At 57.1% G+C, this 19,891-nt stretch carries 15 protein-coding genes; 9 read left to right on the forward strand and 6 right to left on the reverse strand.

The genetic code is table 11. The features are described from left to right. Position 1 precedes the first annotated feature (1 nt). Both GOV38_RS21765 and ade read right to left on the reverse strand, forming a co-directional pair. Positions 2-1,465, reverse strand: coding sequence for an AMP nucleosidase (locus GOV38_RS21765; RefSeq protein ID WP_171103898.1), 1,464 nt, complete (start codon positions 1,463-1,465; stop codon positions 2-4). After that, the gene (gene ade, locus GOV38_RS21770) at positions 1,462-3,264 is read right to left on the reverse strand and encodes an adenine deaminase (RefSeq protein ID WP_171210312.1); all 1,803 of its coding nucleotides are present in this window, start codon (positions 3,262-3,264) and stop codon (positions 1,462-1,464) included. Before ade ends, GOV38_RS21765 begins: the two co-directional genes overlap by 4 nt. A 198-nt stretch (positions 3,265-3,462) precedes the next feature. On the opposite strand from ade, the gene GOV38_RS21775 reads away from it, so the two are divergent. Together GOV38_RS21775 and GOV38_RS21780 are read left to right on the forward strand one after the other, a co-directional pair. Next, positions 3,463-4,218 carry a class II aldolase and adducin N-terminal domain-containing protein gene (locus GOV38_RS21775; protein WP_171210313.1) on the forward strand — a complete coding sequence of 252 codons (756 nt, stop codon included), beginning with the start codon at positions 3,463-3,465 and terminating at the stop codon, positions 4,216-4,218. A gap of 24 nt (positions 4,219-4,242) precedes the next feature. Beyond that, complete coding sequence (locus GOV38_RS21780) at positions 4,243-5,232, forward strand: sterol desaturase family protein (protein ID WP_171210314.1); 990 nt, start codon at positions 4,243-4,245, stop codon at positions 5,230-5,232. On the opposite strand, the gene GOV38_RS21785 is transcribed toward GOV38_RS21780, so the two are convergent. Beyond that, the gene (locus tag GOV38_RS21785) at positions 5,229-6,158 is read right to left on the reverse strand and encodes a GlxA family transcriptional regulator (protein ID WP_171210323.1); all 930 of its coding nucleotides are present in this window, start codon (positions 6,156-6,158) and stop codon (positions 5,229-5,231) included. The two genes, GOV38_RS21780 and GOV38_RS21785, sit on opposite strands and share 4 nt — an antisense overlap. A 75-nt stretch (positions 6,159-6,233) precedes the next feature. On the opposite strand from GOV38_RS21785, the gene GOV38_RS21790 reads away from it, so the two are divergent. Genes GOV38_RS21790 through GOV38_RS21800 form a run of 3 tightly spaced genes read left to right on the forward strand, consistent with a single transcriptional unit; the run spans position 6,234 to position 10,192 of the window. Next, entirely contained in the window at positions 6,234-7,394 is a 1,161-nt protein-coding gene (locus GOV38_RS21790; RefSeq protein ID WP_171210315.1) for an acyl-CoA dehydrogenase family protein, read from the forward strand. Between the two features lie 9 nt (positions 7,395-7,403). Further along, positions 7,404-9,416, forward strand: a complete 2,013-nt coding sequence (locus GOV38_RS21795) for an acetate--CoA ligase family protein (protein ID WP_171210316.1) — start codon at positions 7,404-7,406, stop codon at positions 9,414-9,416. Continuing rightward, complete coding sequence (locus tag GOV38_RS21800; RefSeq protein ID WP_171210317.1) at positions 9,413-10,192, forward strand: carnitinyl-CoA dehydratase; 780 nt, start codon at positions 9,413-9,415, stop codon at positions 10,190-10,192. Before GOV38_RS21795 ends, GOV38_RS21800 begins: the two co-directional genes overlap by 4 nt. On the opposite strand, the gene GOV38_RS21805 is transcribed toward GOV38_RS21800, so the two are convergent. Next, positions 10,189-10,821 (reverse strand): class I SAM-dependent methyltransferase, encoded by a 633-nt coding sequence (locus GOV38_RS21805; protein WP_171210324.1) that lies wholly within the window; start codon positions 10,819-10,821, stop codon positions 10,189-10,191. The genes GOV38_RS21800 and GOV38_RS21805 overlap by 4 nt on opposite strands. 87 nt (positions 10,822-10,908) lie before the next feature. On the opposite strand from GOV38_RS21805, the gene GOV38_RS21810 reads away from it, so the two are divergent. Beyond that, positions 10,909-11,751 (forward strand): SDR family oxidoreductase, encoded by an 843-nt coding sequence (locus GOV38_RS21810; protein WP_171210318.1) that lies wholly within the window; start codon positions 10,909-10,911, stop codon positions 11,749-11,751. Between the two features lie 22 nt (positions 11,752-11,773). On the opposite strand, the gene GOV38_RS21815 is transcribed toward GOV38_RS21810, so the two are convergent. Next, positions 11,774-13,237: an NAD-dependent succinate-semialdehyde dehydrogenase gene (locus tag GOV38_RS21815; RefSeq protein WP_174838947.1), complete on the reverse strand. Its 1,464-nt coding sequence runs from the start codon at positions 13,235-13,237 to the stop codon at positions 11,774-11,776. A 231-nt stretch (positions 13,238-13,468) separates the two neighbouring features. Here GOV38_RS21815 and GOV38_RS21820 point away from each other — a divergent pair, with 231 nt between their 5' ends. The 3 genes from GOV38_RS21820 to GOV38_RS21830 all read left to right on the forward strand — a co-directional run bounded on the left by GOV38_RS21820 (position 13,469) and on the right by GOV38_RS21830 (position 17,765). Continuing rightward, complete coding sequence (locus GOV38_RS21820; protein WP_171210319.1) at positions 13,469-14,632, forward strand: glycosyltransferase; 1,164 nt, start codon at positions 13,469-13,471, stop codon at positions 14,630-14,632. A 23-nt stretch (positions 14,633-14,655) separates the two neighbouring features. Then, positions 14,656-16,056, forward strand: a complete 1,401-nt coding sequence (locus GOV38_RS21825) for a sulfotransferase (RefSeq protein ID WP_254430679.1) — start codon at positions 14,656-14,658, stop codon at positions 16,054-16,056. A gap of 86 nt (positions 16,057-16,142) precedes the next feature. Beyond that, positions 16,143-17,765: a hypothetical protein gene (locus GOV38_RS21830; protein WP_171210321.1), complete on the forward strand. Its 1,623-nt coding sequence runs from the start codon at positions 16,143-16,145 to the stop codon at positions 17,763-17,765. A gap of 22 nt (positions 17,766-17,787) precedes the next feature. Here GOV38_RS21830 and GOV38_RS21835 read toward each other — a convergent pair whose 3' ends face one another. Then, the gene (locus GOV38_RS21835) at positions 17,788-19,422 is read right to left on the reverse strand and encodes a GMC family oxidoreductase (protein ID WP_171210322.1); all 1,635 of its coding nucleotides are present in this window, start codon (positions 19,420-19,422) and stop codon (positions 17,788-17,790) included. Positions 19,423-19,891: the final 469 nt, after the last annotated feature.

Consider the following 19,891-nt stretch of genomic DNA (forward strand, 5'->3'; position numbering starts at 1 on the left):
TTCAGAGAAAGGCGGTTTCATCAAAGGAACGCAATTTCCGGCTGTGCAAACGCTCAAGCGGCATGCCCCTCAGATGCTCCATCGCGCGGATTCCGATGGCCAGATGACGGCTGACCTGGGTGGTATAAAAGGCCGAGGCCATGCCCGGCAGCTTCAACTCACCATGCAGGGGCTTGTCGGAAACGCAGAGCAAAGTGCCATAGGGTACACGGAAGCGATAGCCATTTGCCGCGATCGTGGCGCTTTCCATATCCAACGCAATGGCGCGGGATTGGCTGAGCCGTTGCACAGGGCCCGACTGGTCCCGCAACTCCCAATTGCGGTTATCGACCGAGGCAACGGTGCCCGTGCGCATGATCCGCTTGAGCTCATACCCTTCCAACTTGGTCACCTCGGCCACCGCGCGTTCAAGCGCCACTTGCACCTCGGCCAAGGGCGGGATGGGAACCCAGACGGGCAGATCGTCGTCCAGCACCTTGTCGTCGCGCAGATAGGCATGGGCCAGCACGAAATCCCCCAGCGCCTGCGTGTTGCGCAGCCCGGCGCAATGGCCCACCATCAGCCAAGCATGGGGCCGCAGAACTGCGATATGGTCAGTGGCGGTTTTTGCATTGGATGGCCCAACCCCGATATTGACTAGCGTTATGCCCGATCCGTCGGCGCGTTTCAGGTGATAGGTCGGCATTTGCGGCAGCTTGAGTGGTTGCTCCAGCGCGGCATCCTTGGTTGTTATCTCGACATTTCCGGTCGAGACAAAGCTGGTATAGCCGCTGTCAGGGTCGGCAAGCTGTTCACGCGCGTAGGCTTCGAATTCCGAGACATAGAACTGGTAGTTGGTGAACAGCACATGATTCTGGAAATGGCTGGGATCCGTCGCTGTATAATGCGCCAGCCGGGCCAGCGAGTAATCCACACGCTGGGCGGTGAACAGAGACAGTGACCCAACCTCATCATCCGGATCGCTGACACCATTAACGATGTCATCATTGGTTGTGGTGAGGTCGGGCACATCGAATACATCGCGCAGCGTGAATCCCGCCGCCCCTTGATGCGGAACATGAAGGTTCGGATTGTTGGCCACGGCGAAATGCACCGGGATTGGCGTGTCTGACAGCCCGATTGTCACAGGTTGTGCGTGGTTCTTGATCAGCAACGCGATCTGCTGCGTCAGGTAGGAGCGGAACAGGTCCGGTCGGGTCACTGTGGTCGCGTGAATGCCGGGTTCGGAAACGTGACCAAAACTCAGCCGGCTGTCGACCTGCGCATAAGACAGGGTTTTGATGCGAATTTCCGGGTAATAGGCTCTGATCCGCTCAGCAGGCGCGCCATGTTGCAGAGCGTGCGCAAAAGCATCGCACAAGAAATGCGTGGCCGTTGCATAAAGCTCCTCCAGCCGCGCGACAGCGGCTTTGGGATCGGTGAAGTCTTCGGCTTGAGGGGTCTCAGGTGTTTTTATTGTTGTCATGAGAGAGGTTCCAAGAGGTCTATTTTTTCGAATGTGCGCACATCCACTAGCCCGATGTCTGATATCCGTAGTTCCGGGATCACCACCAGAGCCAGCAGAGAATGTTGCATATACGCGTTGTTGAGCGAGCAACCGCAGGCCTGCATTGCGGCAACCATCTGCTCGGCCTTTGCGGCGACCTGAGCGGCAGGGCTGTCGGACATGAGGCCAGCGATAGGCAGTTCGACCAGCGCCAGTTCTTCGCTGTCGCGGAAAATGGTGATGCCGCCGCCCACCTCGGCCAGCCTGTTCGCAGCCATGGCCATCTGTGCGCGATCAGTGCCAACAACGATCATATGGTGGCTGTCATGCGCAACGGTTGAGGCCATGGCCATTTTGCCCTGATAGCCAAAGCCGGACACAAAGGCGTTTGTAACGCCCCCTGTTGCACGGTGACGCTCCACCAGTGCGATCTGGCACACGCCGTCTTCGCCTTCGACCAGCCCGCCGATAATCGGCAGCTCGGCCTTCAACGCTTTGGTGGGCGCCTGATTTTCAACCACCCCGATCACATTGGCCCGAACGCGATTGGCCCCGGCTGGGGCTTTGATCTCAAAATCCGTTTCGTCAAGCGCGTGGCCCAGATGGACTGTATTGCGAGCGGTGTCGGGCCAGTTCAAGTGCGGGCAATCCACGGTGATTGCGCCATTCTGGGCCACGATTTGACCGCGCGCAATCACGGTTTCGATCGGCAGTTCAGTGAGATCCGCGCTGAGGATGATATCCGCGCGCCGCCCGGGCGTGATCGACCCGATCTCACGCTCTAGCCCGAAATGGGTGGCGGTGTTGATCGTGGCCATTTGCAGGGCGATCAAAGGATCACAGCCGCAGGCAATCGCGTGGCGCACGACGCGGTTCATATGGCCGTCATTGACCAGCGTGCCGGAATGGCAATCATCAGTGCACAGGATGAAATTGCGCGGGTCCAGCCCCTTTTCAGTAATGGCCGTGATCTGGCTTTCGACATCATACCAGGCCGAGCCCAATCGCATCATCGACCGCATTCCCTGGCGCACACGTGCGATGGCATCGGCCTCGCAGGTGCCTTCGTGATCATCGGCGGGGCCACCAGCCACGTAAGCGGCAAATTCAGGCCCTAAATCAGGCGATGCATAATGACCGCCCACGGTTTTGCCGGCCCTTTGCGTGGCTGCAATCTCAGCCAGCATCTTGGGGTCGCCGTGGATCACACCGGGAAAGTTCATCATCTCACCCAGGCCGATAATACCGGGCCAGTTCATTGCCTCGGCCACGTCCTCGGGTGTGATCTCATACCCGGTGGTTTCCAGGCCCGGCGCAGATGGTGCGCAAGACGGCATCTGGGTGAAGATATTCACCGGTTGCAACAGCGCCTCGTCATGCATCATCCGCACACCATTCAGGCCCAGCACATTGGCGATCTCATGCGGGTCAGTGAACATACTGGTTGTGCCATGCGGGATGACAGCGCGGGCGAACTCTGCCGGGGTCAGCATCCCGGATTCGATATGCATATGCCCGTCGCACAGGCCCGGGATCATATAGCGCCCGTTTGCCTCAATGATCTGCGTGTCGGGCCCGATGCAATGCGTGGCGTCGGGCCCCACAAAGGCGATCCGACCGGCGGCGATGGCAATGTCATGATCCGGAAGCGCCTCGCGGCTGTGCACATTGACCCAAATGCCACCCTTGATCACCGTATCTGCGGCCTCGCGGCCTGCGGCGACAGCAATGAGTTTGGGGGCAGAGTCGGGCCAACTGGGGAAAGGTGTGTATTCCATGGCCCAACTTTCCCCAATGTGCAGGAAGGTGCAACCCCTGCAAAAGCGGTATCATGAAACCGTCACAGGTTGCATGGGCGACGGCGTGCCGGGCCTCAAAAGGTCTGCCACCGAATGACTCTGCTCCGATTTTCGTTGGCCGAACCCGAATGATAGGGCAAGCTTTCAATACGCGGCAGCAAAAACCGGAGACCGAAGATGAGCGTGACGAATCTGCGAACCAACATCGACCATTGGTCGGAACGGGTGGATATGGCTGCGGCGTTCCGGTGGACCGTGCGGCTGAACATGCATGAGGCTGTGGCCAACCACTATAGCCTGGCGGTCAACGAGGATGGCTCCCAGTTCCTGATGAACCCCAACCAGATGCATTTTGGACGGATCAAAGCGTCTGATCTGATGTTGCTGGATGCCAATGATCCTGACGTGATGTCTCAACCCGGCGCACCGGATCCGACAGCGTGGGGTCTGCACGGCGCGATCCATCGCCACTGCCCACATGCGCGCTGTGTTCTGCATGTGCATTCAATCTTTGCCACCGTTCTGGCCAGCTTGGCGGACAGTACATTGCCGCCGATCGATCAGAATACAGCCACTTTCTACAACCGTTACGTGGTGGATGACGCTTTTGGCGGCTTGGCCTTTGAAAGTGAGGGCGAGCGCTGTGCGCAGATGCTGTCCGACCCCAAAATGAAGGTCATGATCATGGGCAACCATGGAGTTCTGGTGATCGGACGTGACGTCGCGGATGCCTTTAACAGGCTCTTTTACTTCGAGCGGGCTGCAGAAACATATATCCGCGCGCTGCAAACCGGACAAAAGCTTCGGATCCTGTCGGACGAGATCGCAGAAAAAACGGCGCAAGAGCTGGAAGACTATCCCGAACAGGCCGAGGCTCATATGCGCGAAATCAAGGCTTTGCTGGACGCTGAGGGATCAGATTACGCCAGCTAAGCAGGCAGCAGGGGAGGAGTTGCCATGAGTGATGCAAGCCACGACGCGGAAGCCGCGCGCTGGAACTACCGGCCTGAAGGGCCTGTAGTGTTGAACCCGTTGTTCAGTTGGCCGCCGCGCCCAATGGAAGTCCTGAACTGGTACAAGGGCGCGTGGTTGCAAATAACAGCGCTGACCTTGTGCATGTCCATCGCGCTGATCGTTTATTTCGCGTTTCTACCGCCGCTTGAGGCGATGCAAAGCTTTGAACCGGGCTGGATGTTTCGCATCTGGCTGATGAACATGGTGCCTCAGATCCTTGTGGCCGGAACGCTGCATTGGTGGCTTTATATGCGCAAGGGGCAGGGGCTCTACAAAAAGTTCGACCGCCGTGACCTGACGCGAAAGAACGGCAATTTCACCTTCAGCAATCAGGTCTGGGACAATATCTGGTGGACGCTGGGCAGCGCGATGAGCGTCGCGACCGTGTATCAGTGGGTGATCTTCTGGGCCATGGCCAATGGATATGTTCCAACGGTCACATGGGCCGCCGCGCCGGTCTGGTTTGTGGTCTGGATGCTGTTCATTCCGATGTGGTCGGGCCTGCATTTCTATTGGGTGCACCGGCTGGAACATCACCCGAAGCTGTACAAGCATGTGCACGCCGTGCACCACCGAAACGTCAATATCGGGCCGTGGTCAGGGATTTCGAACCATTGGTACGAGAACCTTCTGTATTTCTCGACCTATTTCATCCACCTGATCGTGCCATCCCATCCCTTGCACCTTCTGTTTCACGTCTACTTCCAGCAGATCAGCCCGGTCCTGTCGCATTCAGGTTTCGAAAAACTGAAAGCGGGCGAGGCCGACGCGGCCAAGGCTGGCGATTTCTTTCACCAGCTTCACCACAGGTATTTCGAGTGCAACTATGGCACTTCAGAGATTCCCTTCGACAAGTGGTTTGGCACCTTTCACGACGGATCTGCCGAAGCGACGGTGCGGACGCGGGCGTTCAAGAAACAGATGTATACCTAGGCGGTGCGCATCGCGCGCGGGGTGGTGCCAAACTCGGTTCGAAACGCGCGCGTGAGGGCGCTCGGGTCTTGGTACCCGGCACGCAAGGCAATCTCGGCGATGGACATGTCGGTCTCGGTCACCAGCTTGCGCGCCAGGTTCAGGCGGAGGCGACGATAGACATGGGCGGGGCCTGCACCCAATTCCGCCCTCATACGTGCCTCGAGCACACGCTGCGACCGCCCGACCCGCTTGGCCAGATCGGGGATGGTCAAAGGCGTCTCCAGATACTCCTGCATCACAGCCAGCGCTTTGTTCACCGGCCCTGTCCGCGCCGTATGAGAGCGTGCGGACTCGCGGGTCATAAAGGTTTGCGCGATCTCAAGCGCCAACGCTTGGCCGTGATCCTGCCCGATCAGATGCAGGATCAGATCAAACGCCGCCATCGCGCCCGAACAGGTGATCCGGTTTCGGTCGATGACAAACCGTTCGCGGCAAGTTTCGATTTGCGGGAAACGTTCGGTAAAGGCCGTAAGCTCTTCCCAATGAATTGTGGCCCGGTACCCATCCAGTAGACCGGCCTGTGCCAACAGCCAACTGCCGGTGTCCAGCCCTGCCAGAGTGGGAAAGCGCTGCGCGGCGGCCCTGAGGCTGGCCTGCGTGCGCCAACCCCCAAGATCCTGAAACCCATAAGACGGCATCACCATCAGAATATCCCCCGACGCGTCCTGTAACCGCGCCTGCGGAGCAACCTGTAGCCCCGAGGATGAGGTGACCGGATCTGGCGTCATCGCCAGAAATTGCCAAGTATAAAGCTGCCGCCCAGACAGGGTGTTGGCCGCGCGCATCGGTTCAACCGTGTTGGCAAGGCAGTGGTTGGAAAAGCCATCGAACAGCACAACACCGATTTGCCGCGTCTCGGCAGAGGATTTCGACCAAACTTGCATGGTCAATACCTAATCCTGCATGAACTTAACCTCAAGCTGGTTCACTCTATCCCCAGCGAAAAACGGGAGCCCATGATGCAATACGGCCTGTTAGAAGAGCAGGAAATGATCGCTTCGACTGTGCGCAGCTTTGTCGAGAACGAGATTTATCCTCATGAAGACCTCGTTGAACGTAGCGGTGAGGTGCCGAAAGAGATCGCGGATGAGATCAAGCGCAAGACGCTTGAGCTGGGCTTCTATGCCTGCAACTTCCCCGAAAGTGTCGGATGCGCTGGGCTGAACCACTTGGAATTTGCCTTGGTTGAGCGTGAATTGGGGCGTGGTTCCATGGCGCTGAACCACTTTTTCGGCAGACCGCAGAACATTCTGATGGCCTGCGAAGGGGAACAGATCGAACGTTATCTGATGCCAGCGGTGCGCGGCGAAAAGATGGATGCGCTTGCCATGACCGAACCGGGCGCGGGCTCGGATGTGCGCGGAATGAAATGCGCGGCCGTCCGGGATGGTGGCGATTGGGTCGTGAACGGGACCAAACATTTTATCTCGGGTGCTGAGCACGCAGATTTCATCATTGTCTTTATCGCAACCGGCGAAGATCAGACGCCAAAAGGGCCAAAAAAGCGCATAACGGCTTTTCTGGTCGATCGCGGCACGCCCGGGTTTACCATCCGCGACGGGTACAAGTCGGTCAGCCATCGCGGTTACAAGAACATGGTGCTGGATTTCGACGATTGCCGCTTGCCGGATACGCAGGTTCTGGGTGAAGTCGACGGCGGGTTCGAGGTGATGAACACCTGGCTCTATGCCACGCGCATCACCGTGGCCGCGATGTCGGTCGGGCGCGCGCGGCGGGCCTTTGACTATGCGTTGGATTATGCCGCCACGCGCGAGCAGTTCGGGCAGAAAATCGGCAAATTCCAAGGCGTTTCGTTCCAGATCGCCGATATGATCACCGAGATCGATGCCGCCGACCTGTTGACGCTGGCTGCGGCGGACCGGTTGGACAAAGGGCTGCCCGCCAACCGTGAGATCGCCTCGGCCAAGCTTTACGCCTCAGAGATGCTGGCCCGCGTGACGGATGCGGCGATTCAGGTGCATGGTGGAATGGGGTTGATGGACGACTATCCGCTGGAACGGTTCTGGCGAGACGCGCGGGTCGAGCGTATCTGGGACGGTACCAGCGAGATTCAGCGCCATATCATAAGCCGTGATCTATTGCGCGCGCTGGGCGCCTAAGGAGTCTTCATGCCAGCGCTAAGCCGCCTCGTTACCCCCAAGACCCTTGCCGTGATCGGTGGCGGCGCATGGTGTCGTGCCGTGATCGAGCAGGCGCAAAAGTTTGGGTTCACCGGTCAGATCTGGCCCGTGCATCCCAAGGCGGATGCAATTGCCGGCTTACCTGCTTTCGCTTCCATCGAGGATCTGCCTCATGCGCCGGACGTGGCTTTTGTGGGTATCAACCGTCATTCGACCGTTCAAGCTGTTGCCGCGCTCAGCCAAGCGGGCGCGGGGGGGGCGGTGTGTTTCGCCTCGGGCTTTACCGAAGCACAGGCCGAGGATGAAACCTCGGCGGATTTGCAGGCGGAATTGGTGGCCGCAGCGGCAGAAATGCCAATATTAGGGCCGAATTGCTATGGGTTCGTCAATGCGCTCGATCATATTGCCGTCTGGCCGGACCAGCATGGAATGCAGCCGGTAGATCGTGGCGTCGCGATCCTCACCCAAAGTTCGAACATCGCGATCAACATGACCATGCAGCGCCGGGCGCTGCCGCTGGCCTTCATGCTGACTTGCGGCAACCAGGCGCAAACCCATCAGGCGGATATCGCGGCGTCGCTGCTGGATGATCCCCGCATCACCGCGATTGGGGTCCATATCGAAGGTTTTGGCGATCTGAGGAAATGGGAAGCACTGGCCGCCAAGGCACAGGCACACGGGGTACGTGTTGTTGCGCTCAAGATGGGGCGGTCGAGCCACGCTCAGGCGGCCACAATCTCGCACACAGCCTCACTGGCTGGCAGTGACGCGGGCGCGCAGGCATTTCTGGATCGGCTGGGGATCGCGCGACTGGAGGATGTGCCGAGTTTTCTGGAAACGCTCAAGCTGTTGCATGTGACCGGCGGGTTGGATGGAAACGGGCTGAGCATGATAAGCTGCTCGGGTGGCGAGGCCAGCCTTGGCTCGGATATGGCCGAGCAGCGACATGTGTATTTCCCGCCGCTGACCGCAGCGCAAAAAACAGAACTGCGCACGGCGTTGGGGCCGATGGTGGCCGTCGCCAATCCGCTGGATTACCACACCTATATCTGGCGCGATGCAGAAGCGATGAGCCGGGCCTGGTCAGCGATGATGGGGCCTGAAACGGCTCTAACATTGTCGATTGTGGACTATCCACACACCAATGCCGAGGATTGGGATTGTGCGACGCAGGCCGCTTTGAACTGTGCCGAACGCGTCGGTCGCCCCTTTGCCGTTGCCGCAACACTGCCCGAGTTGATGCCCGAAGATGTTGCCCACCGCCTGATGGCAGGCGGTGTCGTGCCGTTTGCAGGGCTGAATGAGGCGCTCGCGGCGGCAGAGGCCGCATCCTTGGCGCCTCCGGCTTTGGCTGACCCGGTTCTGTTGCCGTCGGACCGTAACGCTGATCAGGTTTTGACCGAAGCGCAAGCAAAGGCGCAGCTGTCACAGCATGGCTTGCCCGTGCCGCGAAATGTTGTCACCCGTTTGGACGCGCTGGGCGCGGCGGACAAGCTGAACGCGCCGTTTGCGGTGAAAGGCGTCGGTCTGGCCCATAAATCCGAACACGGGGCGGTGCATCTGAATGTCTCTCGCGCAGAGCTGTCGGCAGTTGCGGCATCGATCGGAACGCCCGAAGTTCTGATCGAGGAAATGGCCCCACCCGCTGTGGCCGAGCTGCTGATCGGTGTCACACCCGACCCTGCCCACGGCTATGTTCTGACCTTGGGTGCGGGCGGTGTTTTGACCGAAATCCTGCGCGATACTGCGCAGCTTTTGATCCCTGCATCGCGAGAGGCCATTCACCGCGCTTTGATGAGCTTGCGTTGCGCGCCTTTGCTGCAAGGGTATCGCGGCAAAGCCGCTGCTGAACTCAATGCTGTTCTCGACACGATTGAGGCCGTGCAAAGCTATGTCATTGCCAATGCCGACACACTCGGCGAAGTTGAAATAAACCCGCTGATCTGCACGGCCCACGGGGCGGTTGCGGTGGATGCGCTGATCCGAAAGGCACGTTCATGAACCCGATCAAAACCCGCCGCGATGGGGCCATTCTGGAAGTCACCCTGGACCGGCCCAAGGCAAATGCCATTGATCTGGCGACCAGTCGGATCATGGGCGAGGTCTTTCGCGAGTTCCGAGACGACCCCGAGCTGCGCGTTGCGATACTTACGGGTGGTGGTGAAAAGTTCTTTTGCCCCGGTTGGGATCTGAAAGCCGCCGCGGATGGAGACGCCGTGGATGGTGACTACGGCGTTGGTGGGTTTGGCGGGCTGCAAGAGCTGCGCGATATGAACAAACCGGTGATTGCGGCTGTGAACGGAATCGCCTGTGGCGGCGGGCTGGAACTGGCGCTGAGTGCAGATATGTTGGTGGCAGCTGATCACGCCACTTTTGCCCTGCCGGAAATCCGGTCCGGTACGGTGGCCGATGCGGCAAGTGTCAAACTGCCCAAACGTATCCCCTACCATATCGCGATGGAGCTGCTTTTGACCGGTCGCTGGTTCGATGCGGAGGAAGCGCATCGCTGGGGGCTGGTGAACGAAATCGTTCCTGCCGACCAGCTGATGGACCGCGCCTGGGAGCTGGCGCGCCTATTGGCAAGCGGCCCCCCTCTGGTCTACGCGGCGATCAAAGAGATTGTGCGTGAGGCCGAGGATTCCAAATTCCAGGACGTGATGAACCGGATCACCAAACGCCAATTGGCGACCGTGGATGTCCTCTATGGTTCGGAAGACAATCTGGAAGGCGCGCGTGCCTTTGCAGAAAAGCGCGATCCTGTCTGGAAGGGTCGTTAACGTTTCTCGAACAGGGTAATTAAGGCTTCGTCGTCTTTGTTCGGCCCGGTCGCAAGGTCTCCGTAAATCCGAACTGTCTGCAGCGCCGGAGTGGTGATTTGAGTCACTGCCAGATCAGCAAGCGCGTCAGCAAAACCAAGCGAGGAATAGTGCTTGGCGTTGATCGACAGCGTAAACAAAGCACCGGGTCGCGCGACGCGCAACAAAGCGGGCAAAACATCGGGGCCAAGATGCCCGTGCGTGAAGGTGCCAGACGATACAATGCCCGCATAGCTGTCGCGCGGTACGGGTAAACCGACATGCAGGTCAGCCTCGATCGCGTCGCGGTATACATCCTTGCGCATGGCTTCGGCCAACATCTCGGCGCTGATATCGGCGGCATCAATGGGCCCGACGCCCAGTCCTGACAAAACCGCGCCGCACAGCCCGGTTCCTGCGCCGACATCCAACACCGGGCCTTGTCCATGGGCTGCCACAAAGGCCCGCGCCGTGTGGATATGCAGCTGATAATCCTCGAAGGCCGCAAATCCGTCATCATAGTCACCGGCCCATTCCGCATAGAGGCGTTTGTTATCTTCGGGCGATTTCAGGGCATAGGCCGAGTGCAGGTTCGGTGTCTTGTCGCTCATGGTTTCATCAAGCCGCAGCTTCGGATTCGAATCAAGTGCGGCCATCAGGCTCTTGCATCCCGGCGCTTGGCAGCCCATCAAAGGGCCATGACGGGGACACTCTTTTCATTCGGACATGGTTATTCCGCCCGGGCATTGTCGCGTGTTCTGGTGCCGCAGGGATGGCGCGTGATTGGCACGTCACGTGACCCGGAACAGATAGACGCCATCCGCGATGCGTGTGCCGAGCCGTTGGTGTGGCCGGGCGATGACGTGAATTTCGATGGCGTCACGCATCTGCTGATCTCGACCGCGCCGACGAAAGAGGGCGATCCTGTATTGGCGCAATTGCAGGATGCAATCTCTGCGCGCGCGCGCCAGTTCGAATGGGTGGGGTATCTGTCTACGACGGCTGTATACGGTGACCACCAGGGGCGGTGGGTGGACGAAACGACCCTTGCGACGCCAACGGCTGAACGCGGACGTTGGCGCCTGCGGGCCGAGGAGCAATGGGCCTCAATCCCCGCTTTGCCTCTGCATATCTTTCGCCTGGCCGGTATTTATGGCCCTGGTCGTGGGCCATTCTCGAAGCTGCGCAAGGGTGGTCTGCGCCGGATCATCAAACCTGGTCAGGTGTTTTCACGCATCCATGTGGATGACATAGCGCAGGTATTGGCGGCCTCGATGGCCCAGCCCAATCCGGGCGCGATCTATAATGTCTGCGATGATGAGCCGGTGCCACCACAGGACGTGATCGGATATGCGGCGCAGCTGCAAGGTTTGCCGCTGCCACCTGCGGTTCCGTATGATGAGGCCAATCTGACACCCATGGCGCGCAGTTTTTACAATGAAAACAAGCGTGTGAAGAATGACCGGATCAAATCAGAGCTGGGTGTCAAACTGCGCTATCCCAACTACCGTTTGGGTCTTGAGGCGCTGATGCAAGACTGAGCCAGCGCCCCAAGCGTTTGCTTTATTCAGCGTCGATGCCGCCCATGCAGATATATTTCATCTCCATGAAATCGTCCAAACCATAGCGCGAACCTTCGCGGCCCAGACCCGACAGTTTGACGCCACCAAATGGAGCCTCAGCTGTTGAGATCAGGCCGGTATTGACGCCGACCATCCCGTAATCCAGTCCCTCGGACACACGCCAGACGCGCGCCAGATCGCGGGAATAAAAGTAGGACGCCAGGCCAAAATCGGTGTCGTTGGCGGCCGCCACAACCTCGCTCTCTGTCTCAAACTTGAAGAGTGGAGCGACGGGGCCAAAGGTTTCCTCGGTCGCGACGGCCATATCGGATGTGACACCGGTCAGGATTGTGGGCTGGAAGAACGTGCCACCCAGCTCATGCGGTTGACCACCCAGCGTGACCTGAGCGCCTTTTGAGGTCGCGTCCGAGATATGCTCGGTCACTTTCTCAACCGCGGCCTGATCGATCAGCGGGCCAAACACGATGCCTTCGTCAAACCCGTTGCCCGTGGGCAGGGTCGCCACCTTGGCGGCCAGCTTTTCGGCGAACGTGTCATAGACACCGCTTTGCACGTAGATGCGGTTGGCGCAAACGCAGGTTTGCCCATTGTTGCGAAACTTCGAGATGACGGCACCGTCAACCGCCGCGTCGATATCTGCGTCGTCGAACACGATAAAGGGTGCGTTGCCTCCCAGCTCCAAACCCAGTTTCTTGATGGTCGGGGCACATTGCGCGTAAAGCTGCGCGCCGATTTCGGTCGAGCCGGTAAAGGTCAGTTTGCGCACAGTGGCATTCCCGGTCATCTCACCCCCGATCGCGCGCGCGGATCCGGTCACGACCGAGAACAGACCGTCCGGCAGCCTGGCGCGTTCGGCCAGAACTGCCAGCGCGATGGCCGAAAACGGCGTTTGGCTGGCGGGTTTCAGAACCATAGCGCAACCAGCCGCCAGCGCGGGGCCGGCTTTGCGTGTGATCATCGCGTTGGGAAAGTTCCAGGGCGTGATGGCCGCAACAACACCGATGGGCTGTTTCACCGTCAATATGCGTTTGTCTGGCGCGTGGCCCGGTGTGACGTCGCCATATGCGCGGCGGGCCTCTTCGGCAAACCATTCGATAAAGCTTGCACCATAGGCGATTTCGCCCGTGGCCTCGGCCAGAGGTTTGCCCTGTTCCGCGGTCAGGATGGCCCCCAGATCGCTTTGGTTCTCCATCATCAGCTCATACCAACGGCGCAATACCTGGCTCCGCTCTTTTGCGGTGCGCTTGGCCCAGCCATGGCGGGCCTCTTCGGCGGCGGCTATGGCCTCGGCGGTCTCATCCGCGCCCAGTTTGGGGACGTGGCCGATCAGTTCGCCGGTTGCCGGGTTGGTAACGGCGAGATCTTTTTCAGGATCAGCTTCAATCCATCGCGCACCCACAAGGGCGGCCTGTCGCAACAAACTTGGGTCTTTTAGTGTGATCATTGCTGATTCCTTTGGATTACACAGTGGAGGTTCGGTGCGATGCGCCCGAGACAGCGGGACCATACTCTTAGTTGACCTGTGCCGAAAGGCAGGTTTCGCGGCAAACTGCCTATGAATTCGCGTTCCTTTGCCGGTTTTCTGAGGTTCTGGCTTCAAATCTTTTTCCAGACCCGTCATAGGTAGACGCCGCATACCGGGTGACCAGGTCGTGGCAATCGAAGTTGCACGGGATTGAACAAGGCAGACTTAATGACGTTGCAAAACCCTTTTGACGAACCCGGTCCTGAAGAGCTTCGAGCATTCTATCTGGATACAGCACATTTCGACCATGAATTTGTTGCGCAAAAAATGGGAATTCCCGGGGCAGTCGGGCGGGCCGATATCCTTGATCGGTGGATGAAAGCTGGTGCCTCGTCCAAGTCGAACCCAAACGCGTATTTTGATCTCAAAGCCTATGATTCCAAATGGAAAACCAAGCCTTCGCATGCGCTTCACGATTTCCTGGTTCATGGCTGGCGTGTTTGTCGTGACCCTTCAGAGTCGCTGGATATCTGCCAGTTTCTATTTCACACCAGCACGGATTCCTTAGCGCGAGAAGCCGCGTTAAGTAGTTTGTTGTCTCAGAGTATTCGAGACAAAGTGGCTGCGTCAGATGAGTTAAGTGAGCAAGACAGATCGCTTTCCGTGGTGACGATCAATTACAACAACAGAAACGGGCTGTTGCGCACCATTGAATCGGTGGCCAGTCAATCCGACCAGAATTTTGAATTTGTGGTTGTCGATGGTGGATCAACAGACGGATCTGTTGAACTTATCAAAAAGAACCAAGATCGCATCAACATTCACGTGTCAGAGCGCGACAACGGCATATTTGACGCCATGAACAAAGGAGCTCGAATGAGCAGCCGCGAATATGTGGTGTTCATGAACTCGGGCGATGCGTTCTTTGATGATCAAGCGGTCGAAGATGTGAAGTCATGTCTTGGATATGCGGATATTGTCTATGGGCATACTTGCACCATGGGATCAGACAAGATCATGCCGCACAAAGCCCTGATGTCGACGGGCATGGCGTTTTCTCATCAGGCGCAATACACGCGCCGAGACTGGTTGCTGCATCAACCTCTGGATACCACGTCGCCCCTATCCGATTGGAAATTCAATGCCGTCGCGTATCTTAACGGCGCTACCTATCGCGCGCTGGACAGAAGGCTTGCAAGTGTAGAGCCCTATGGATACTCAGACGAAAATCATTTGATGCGCTACCTTGAACGACGGTCAATCGCGCAAAAGCTTTATCCTTTCTCAAAAACCTACAATTGGTTTCAAGGAGAATTGGAGCGACGCAACGACTTGAAAAAGGCGATTGAAGAAGCGGAGCAATTGTCGCAATGAGAGATCAGAGTGCATCTAAAAGCATGAATGTGAAAGGTGACGGCGTGGACGCATCGGCGAACAGCGTAGTAATTTTCGGCGTGGGACGATCAGGCACGACCGCTTTGTTCCACTACCTTCACAAAGCTTATCAATCGATGCAGCAGGATCACCAGATACGGTACGAGCCCTTTTTGTGGGGTGTCAAACAAGATGATCTGGACACTGCGTTTACGACCACAGACGAACTCTCTGTACCGGGCATGTATGCGCACACGCAAACCCCATTGTTCCTGAAAGGCGCCGAGCATGAGGCGCTTGACCGGTTCATCTCGGATTTGACGCTGGATGACACACCTTTTTTGGTGAAATTCATCAAGGCCAATGGACGGATCGATCACTTTCTGAAGCGCTGGCCAAATGCAAAATTCGTTTTCATTTTTCGCGAACCCTGTTCGGTGGTGAACTCTGTGTTGCCGATGTTCAGTTTCTTCGGCGATGAATACCATCCTTCGGATACGCGCAGGTTTCCGTCTCAGGCCCTTCTTGATCCTTCCGTTTTTCATGCAGCATCTTATGCGGTCAAACAGTTGATGTATTGGCGCGTCATGAACGAAGCAGCCATTGAAAGCCTGGATCGCCATCCCGACCGAATTCTTCCGGTGTCGCAGGAAGCTTTGTTGCTCGACCCAAAAGCAACATTGAGCAAGGTTATGGACTTTTGCTTCCCCGGGGCAGAGAACAATAGCGCGATCGTTGACGAGCTGGCCGCCGGACGCGAAGGTCAAAAACCAAGATTTGCGTTCAAAAACTTGGGTGTGACCGACTTTGACGAGTTCCGGTCGCAAATGGACTGGTACGAAAAAACACTTTTGCCGCGTTGCCAATCTGGTGTCGATGTCAACTATTCCAAAATGCGTGACACCATAAACGCCGCTTGGACCAAGGGACGATTTGCTGACTCGTTGCCAGAAGGCATTCCCAGAAACACGATCTCGATGGCGCTCAGGCATGACTATCTGGACAATTTCGGCACAACGAGGCGGATTTTTAACAGCGAAGGTGCTGTTGTCTTCCGTGGATCACTGTTTTCGCGCTTTCCGTTGAGTTGGAAAACCATAGTTGGTGGTGCCATGCCACTTGGGCGCACCACTTATCTAAGATTGCATAGTGCAACCAGCGTGGAAGACGGGCTTTTGCCGGAAACCTGCGAGTTGAAAAAACGAAATGCGGTTTTCAAGCTTAAGGTCTACTTGCTCTGTGCGCTGGGAAAGACACTTCCAGCCGACAAGTACTTTTCGGGAATACCGTCAACATCCAATGATCACGGGATCGTCTTGTCGCGAAAAGGGAATGTGTTCAGGCGAGTTTTTTCATCCTTGAGAATTTTAAGGAAAAGGGAAATCCCGCTGCGCAAATTTGACGTTTTCGTCGTTGACAAGTAACCGAATGAATTGGGTTACACCCTGCCGAATACGTGGTGCGCAGACACTGCAAAAGCGGTTTTGTCGGGCGCCATAAGGAAAAAGTAATGAGCGATACACCTGCGGTTCCTGTCTATTTCGAAGGTAAAACCTTGGCCGAATTGGAAGCGGGTTTACGCAAAGGGTATCTTCGAAAAAGCGGATGGATCGAAAGCGCAACGCGGAAGATGTCGGTGCGCATGGGCGAGCCTATTCCGCGTTACACCTATCCCGCGCTTGAGTTCTTGGAAAAAGAGATCAAGTCAGATGTCAGCCTGTTCGAATATGGTGGCGGGCAGTCGACGGTGTTCTGGTCAAAGCGGGTCAACCGTATTGTCAGCGTTGATCACGACCCTCGGTTTATTGCACATCTCAGAAAGCAACTGGACCGCAAAGCTGAATTGCACGTGGTCGAGGAAAACGCCGCCCTTTCCGAGACGGCGTCCGAGCATTTGTCTGCAGCCCCCGCATTCCAGGACCCTGAGCGAAGTAACAACGCCTTCCTGACGGGACAATTGAACACACCGTTTCAAGCCTACGGCCTGCACATTCTGGAGTACCCAAAAGACACGTTCGATGTAGCGATCATCGATGGAATGGCACGCAATTTGTCAACCTGGGCTGCGCTTCGGTATCTGCAAAAAGACGGGATCATCATCTTTGATGATGCCGAGCAGGCCTATTACAGCCAGGCCTTGCAAATGCTTGAGGATGCCGGATATCGCCGGATCGACTTTTCCGGTTTAGGTCCGGTCAGCGCCGAGGGGTGGACAACATCGGTGTTTCATCAGGCACCCCGGTTTCTCAATGTGGGCGGTGCCACCCCCGTGACACCAGAGGTGGCAGCGGTAGAGCAGCAGGGCAAGACCGGTATCATGGTCATCGGCTATAACCGGCCCAAACATCTGCAAACTGTGCTTGAAAGCCTGAAGCTGCAGGGTCGGCTTTCAGATGTTCATGTCTGGATCGACGGCACCCAGGGGCGCGGTGAGTTTGACGGCGTGAACAAAGAAACGCTTAAAATCGCAGAATCTTATGACGTTGCCGAAATTCATGCACTGCGATCACATGTTGGCATAGAAAAGCTGATGCTGGACTCGCTGGATTGGATGAGCCTTCGCTATAGCCGTGTTCTGGTTCTTGAGGATGATTGCTTCCCGGTAGAAGGCGCGATTGATGCTTTCGATGCCGTTCTGGACGAAGTGAAGAACAACCCAAACGTCTATTCGGTTTATGGCCATCATTTTGGGGTCGAACCCGAGCACGACCCGAATTTCACGCGTTTTCAAGGTTGGGGCTGGGCTGCTCATTCAAGCCGCATCCGTGCGCTTATTCCGGAACTACGCGACATGTTCCTGATGTCCGAAGACGACTATATCGCGCATGTTGAAGACACCAAAACCAAAGATGTGGTCGAACGCCTTGATCGGACGCCGGGCCGCGATGTTTTGAATGTTCTCAAGCTGTATTTCTCGTGGGATTCGGCAACGGCATTTGTAACCGCGCGTCGCGGGATGACACATCGCAGAACACCAGACCCAGTGATTTTGAACAGCGGCATCGTTGCCGGGATCGGCCATTTCCGGGAAGACAAGCCGTGGCTGCGCAAACCGCCATTCAACATGGTGACGGTCGATGAGGTTTGGGACCTTTATAGTCAGCCCAAGGCCAAGAAAGGCACGGCCAAATAGGCCACTTTGATCGTCGAAACTTCTAAGGTGCGGTTGAGTTTTCTTGATCCTCAAGGATCATATCGGCAGCCTTTTCCGCGATCATGATTGTAGGGGCATTTGTGTTTCCCGAAACCAGAGTGGGCATCACCGATGCATCGACAACGCGTAACCCGCTGACGCCGCGTACGCGCAGTGCCGGATCAACAACCGCCATTTCATCAGTACCCATTTTGCAGGTGCCGACTGGGTGATAGATCGTATCCGCCCGCGCGCGAATGTGTTGTTCCCAGTCGGCATCCGTCTGCGCCGTCTCGGTCCCGAACATCTCACGATGTTTGTACGTGCCAAGCGCTGGGGCCTCCATGATCTCGCGGGTCATGCGCGCGCCTTTGATCAGCGTATCCAGATCTCGGGCGTCGGACAGAAATCGCGGATCGATCGCTGGCACCGCCATCGGATCAGCGCTGCCAAGCGTCACTGTTCCTCGGCTCTCGGGTCGCAACTTGCAGACATGGCAACTGTACCCGTATCCCATATGCAATTTGCGAGCGTGGTCATCGACCAGCGCGATGGTAAAATGCAATTGGATATCTGGTCGATCTAGATCGGGGTTTGTTTTCAGAAAGGCAGCGCCCTCGGCAAAAGGAGTCGCGGCCATGGACTTTCCGCTTTGCCGCCAACGCCAAATATGGCGCAGCAGGTTCGCAGTTCCTGTGAGCCCGATACCGAAATTGTCGGTATCCCTGGTTTTATACGATAGTATGAAATCCAAGTGGTCCTGTAGGTTCTGACCAACACCAGGTAGCGCATGTACCGTATCGATCCCATGCGCGGTCAGGGTGTTCGGGTCGCCGATCCCCGACAGCATCAAAAGTTGCGGCGACTTGAATGCGCCTCCGCATAGTATGACTTCGCGCCGGGCTGTGACCGAGATGTCCGGGCCCTTTCCATTCTTGCGATACACCACGCCGTTTGCGCGCCGTTCGTTGAAGGTGACGCGCTGAGCAAAAGCGCCCGTGATCACACTCAGGTTCGCGCGCTTCATGACCGGAAACAAATAGGCCGCCGCGGCCGAGCATCGCTCGCCATTGCGGGCGGTGTCATGAAACTGGGTCACCTGATACAGGCCTGCCCCTTCATTGTCGCCTCTGTTGAAGTCATGCGTTTCCCGATGCTGCAATTGGGTTGCCGCTTCGACAAAGGCGCGCGACATCGGGCGCTCTGCCTTTTGATCCGAAACCTGTAGTGGACCATCACCTCCGTGATCGTCATCCGATCCGCGTTCATTGTTTTCAGCCCTTTTGAAGTAAGGCAGAACGCTGTCCCAATCCCAACCCGTGCAACCCTGGCTGGCCCAACCGTCATAATCCTGGCGTTGCCCTCGAATATACAGCATTGCATTGATCGCGCTGGATCCTCCGAGCGCCTTGCCGCGCGGCTGGTATCCTTTGCGCCCGTTCAAACCGGGTTGTGGAACCGTTTCGAAGGCCCAATTGTTGATCTTGGGGCGTCCCGGCAGCATCGCGACAACCCCCGCTGGCATACGCACAAGAATGCTATCGCCTGATCCCCCGGCTTCCAGAAGACACACTTTTATGCGTGGGTTCGCACTCAGACGGTTCGCCAGAACTGACCCGGCAGAGCCTCCTCCTACAATGACATAGTCAAATTCCATACCATCCTCCCTGAAGTCCCTGTAACGCCGGTCACGCGTCGCAGCTGTATGGAACCACTCTGATAGGTTGTGTGAAAAACACAATCGGGCGGGCTGGGAACGTCGCGTCAGGTGGTCCGAGATCTCTACATCGGAGTTTGTTCAGGCTGAAACCATGTGGGGCTGAGTGCGATCGGTTAGGGCTCTGTCCGTGAACAAGAAGACACTCCCCTCCGAAGCTCCGCAATCCCACCGAATCCAGACCTTGCCTTTGGTTTGGGCTCGGTGCTGCTGTGTTCTGTATCGGCAAATCAGACATTTCAGCGGAAAAGTTAACTTAACATATTGTTTTTGTTAAGTTTCAGAAACCTCCCGAATTATTTTGAAGTTTTTTCAAAATGGGGGTTGCGGCTGACAGACCTAATCCGTAAATACCCCTTCACCGGCGCAGCTGAGGTTGTGCGGACCCACTGGAGAGACGGTGTGACGG

Source organism: Ruegeria sp. HKCCA5839, assembly GCF_013035585.1.
GTDB lineage: Bacteria > Pseudomonadota > Alphaproteobacteria > Rhodobacterales > Rhodobacteraceae > Ruegeria.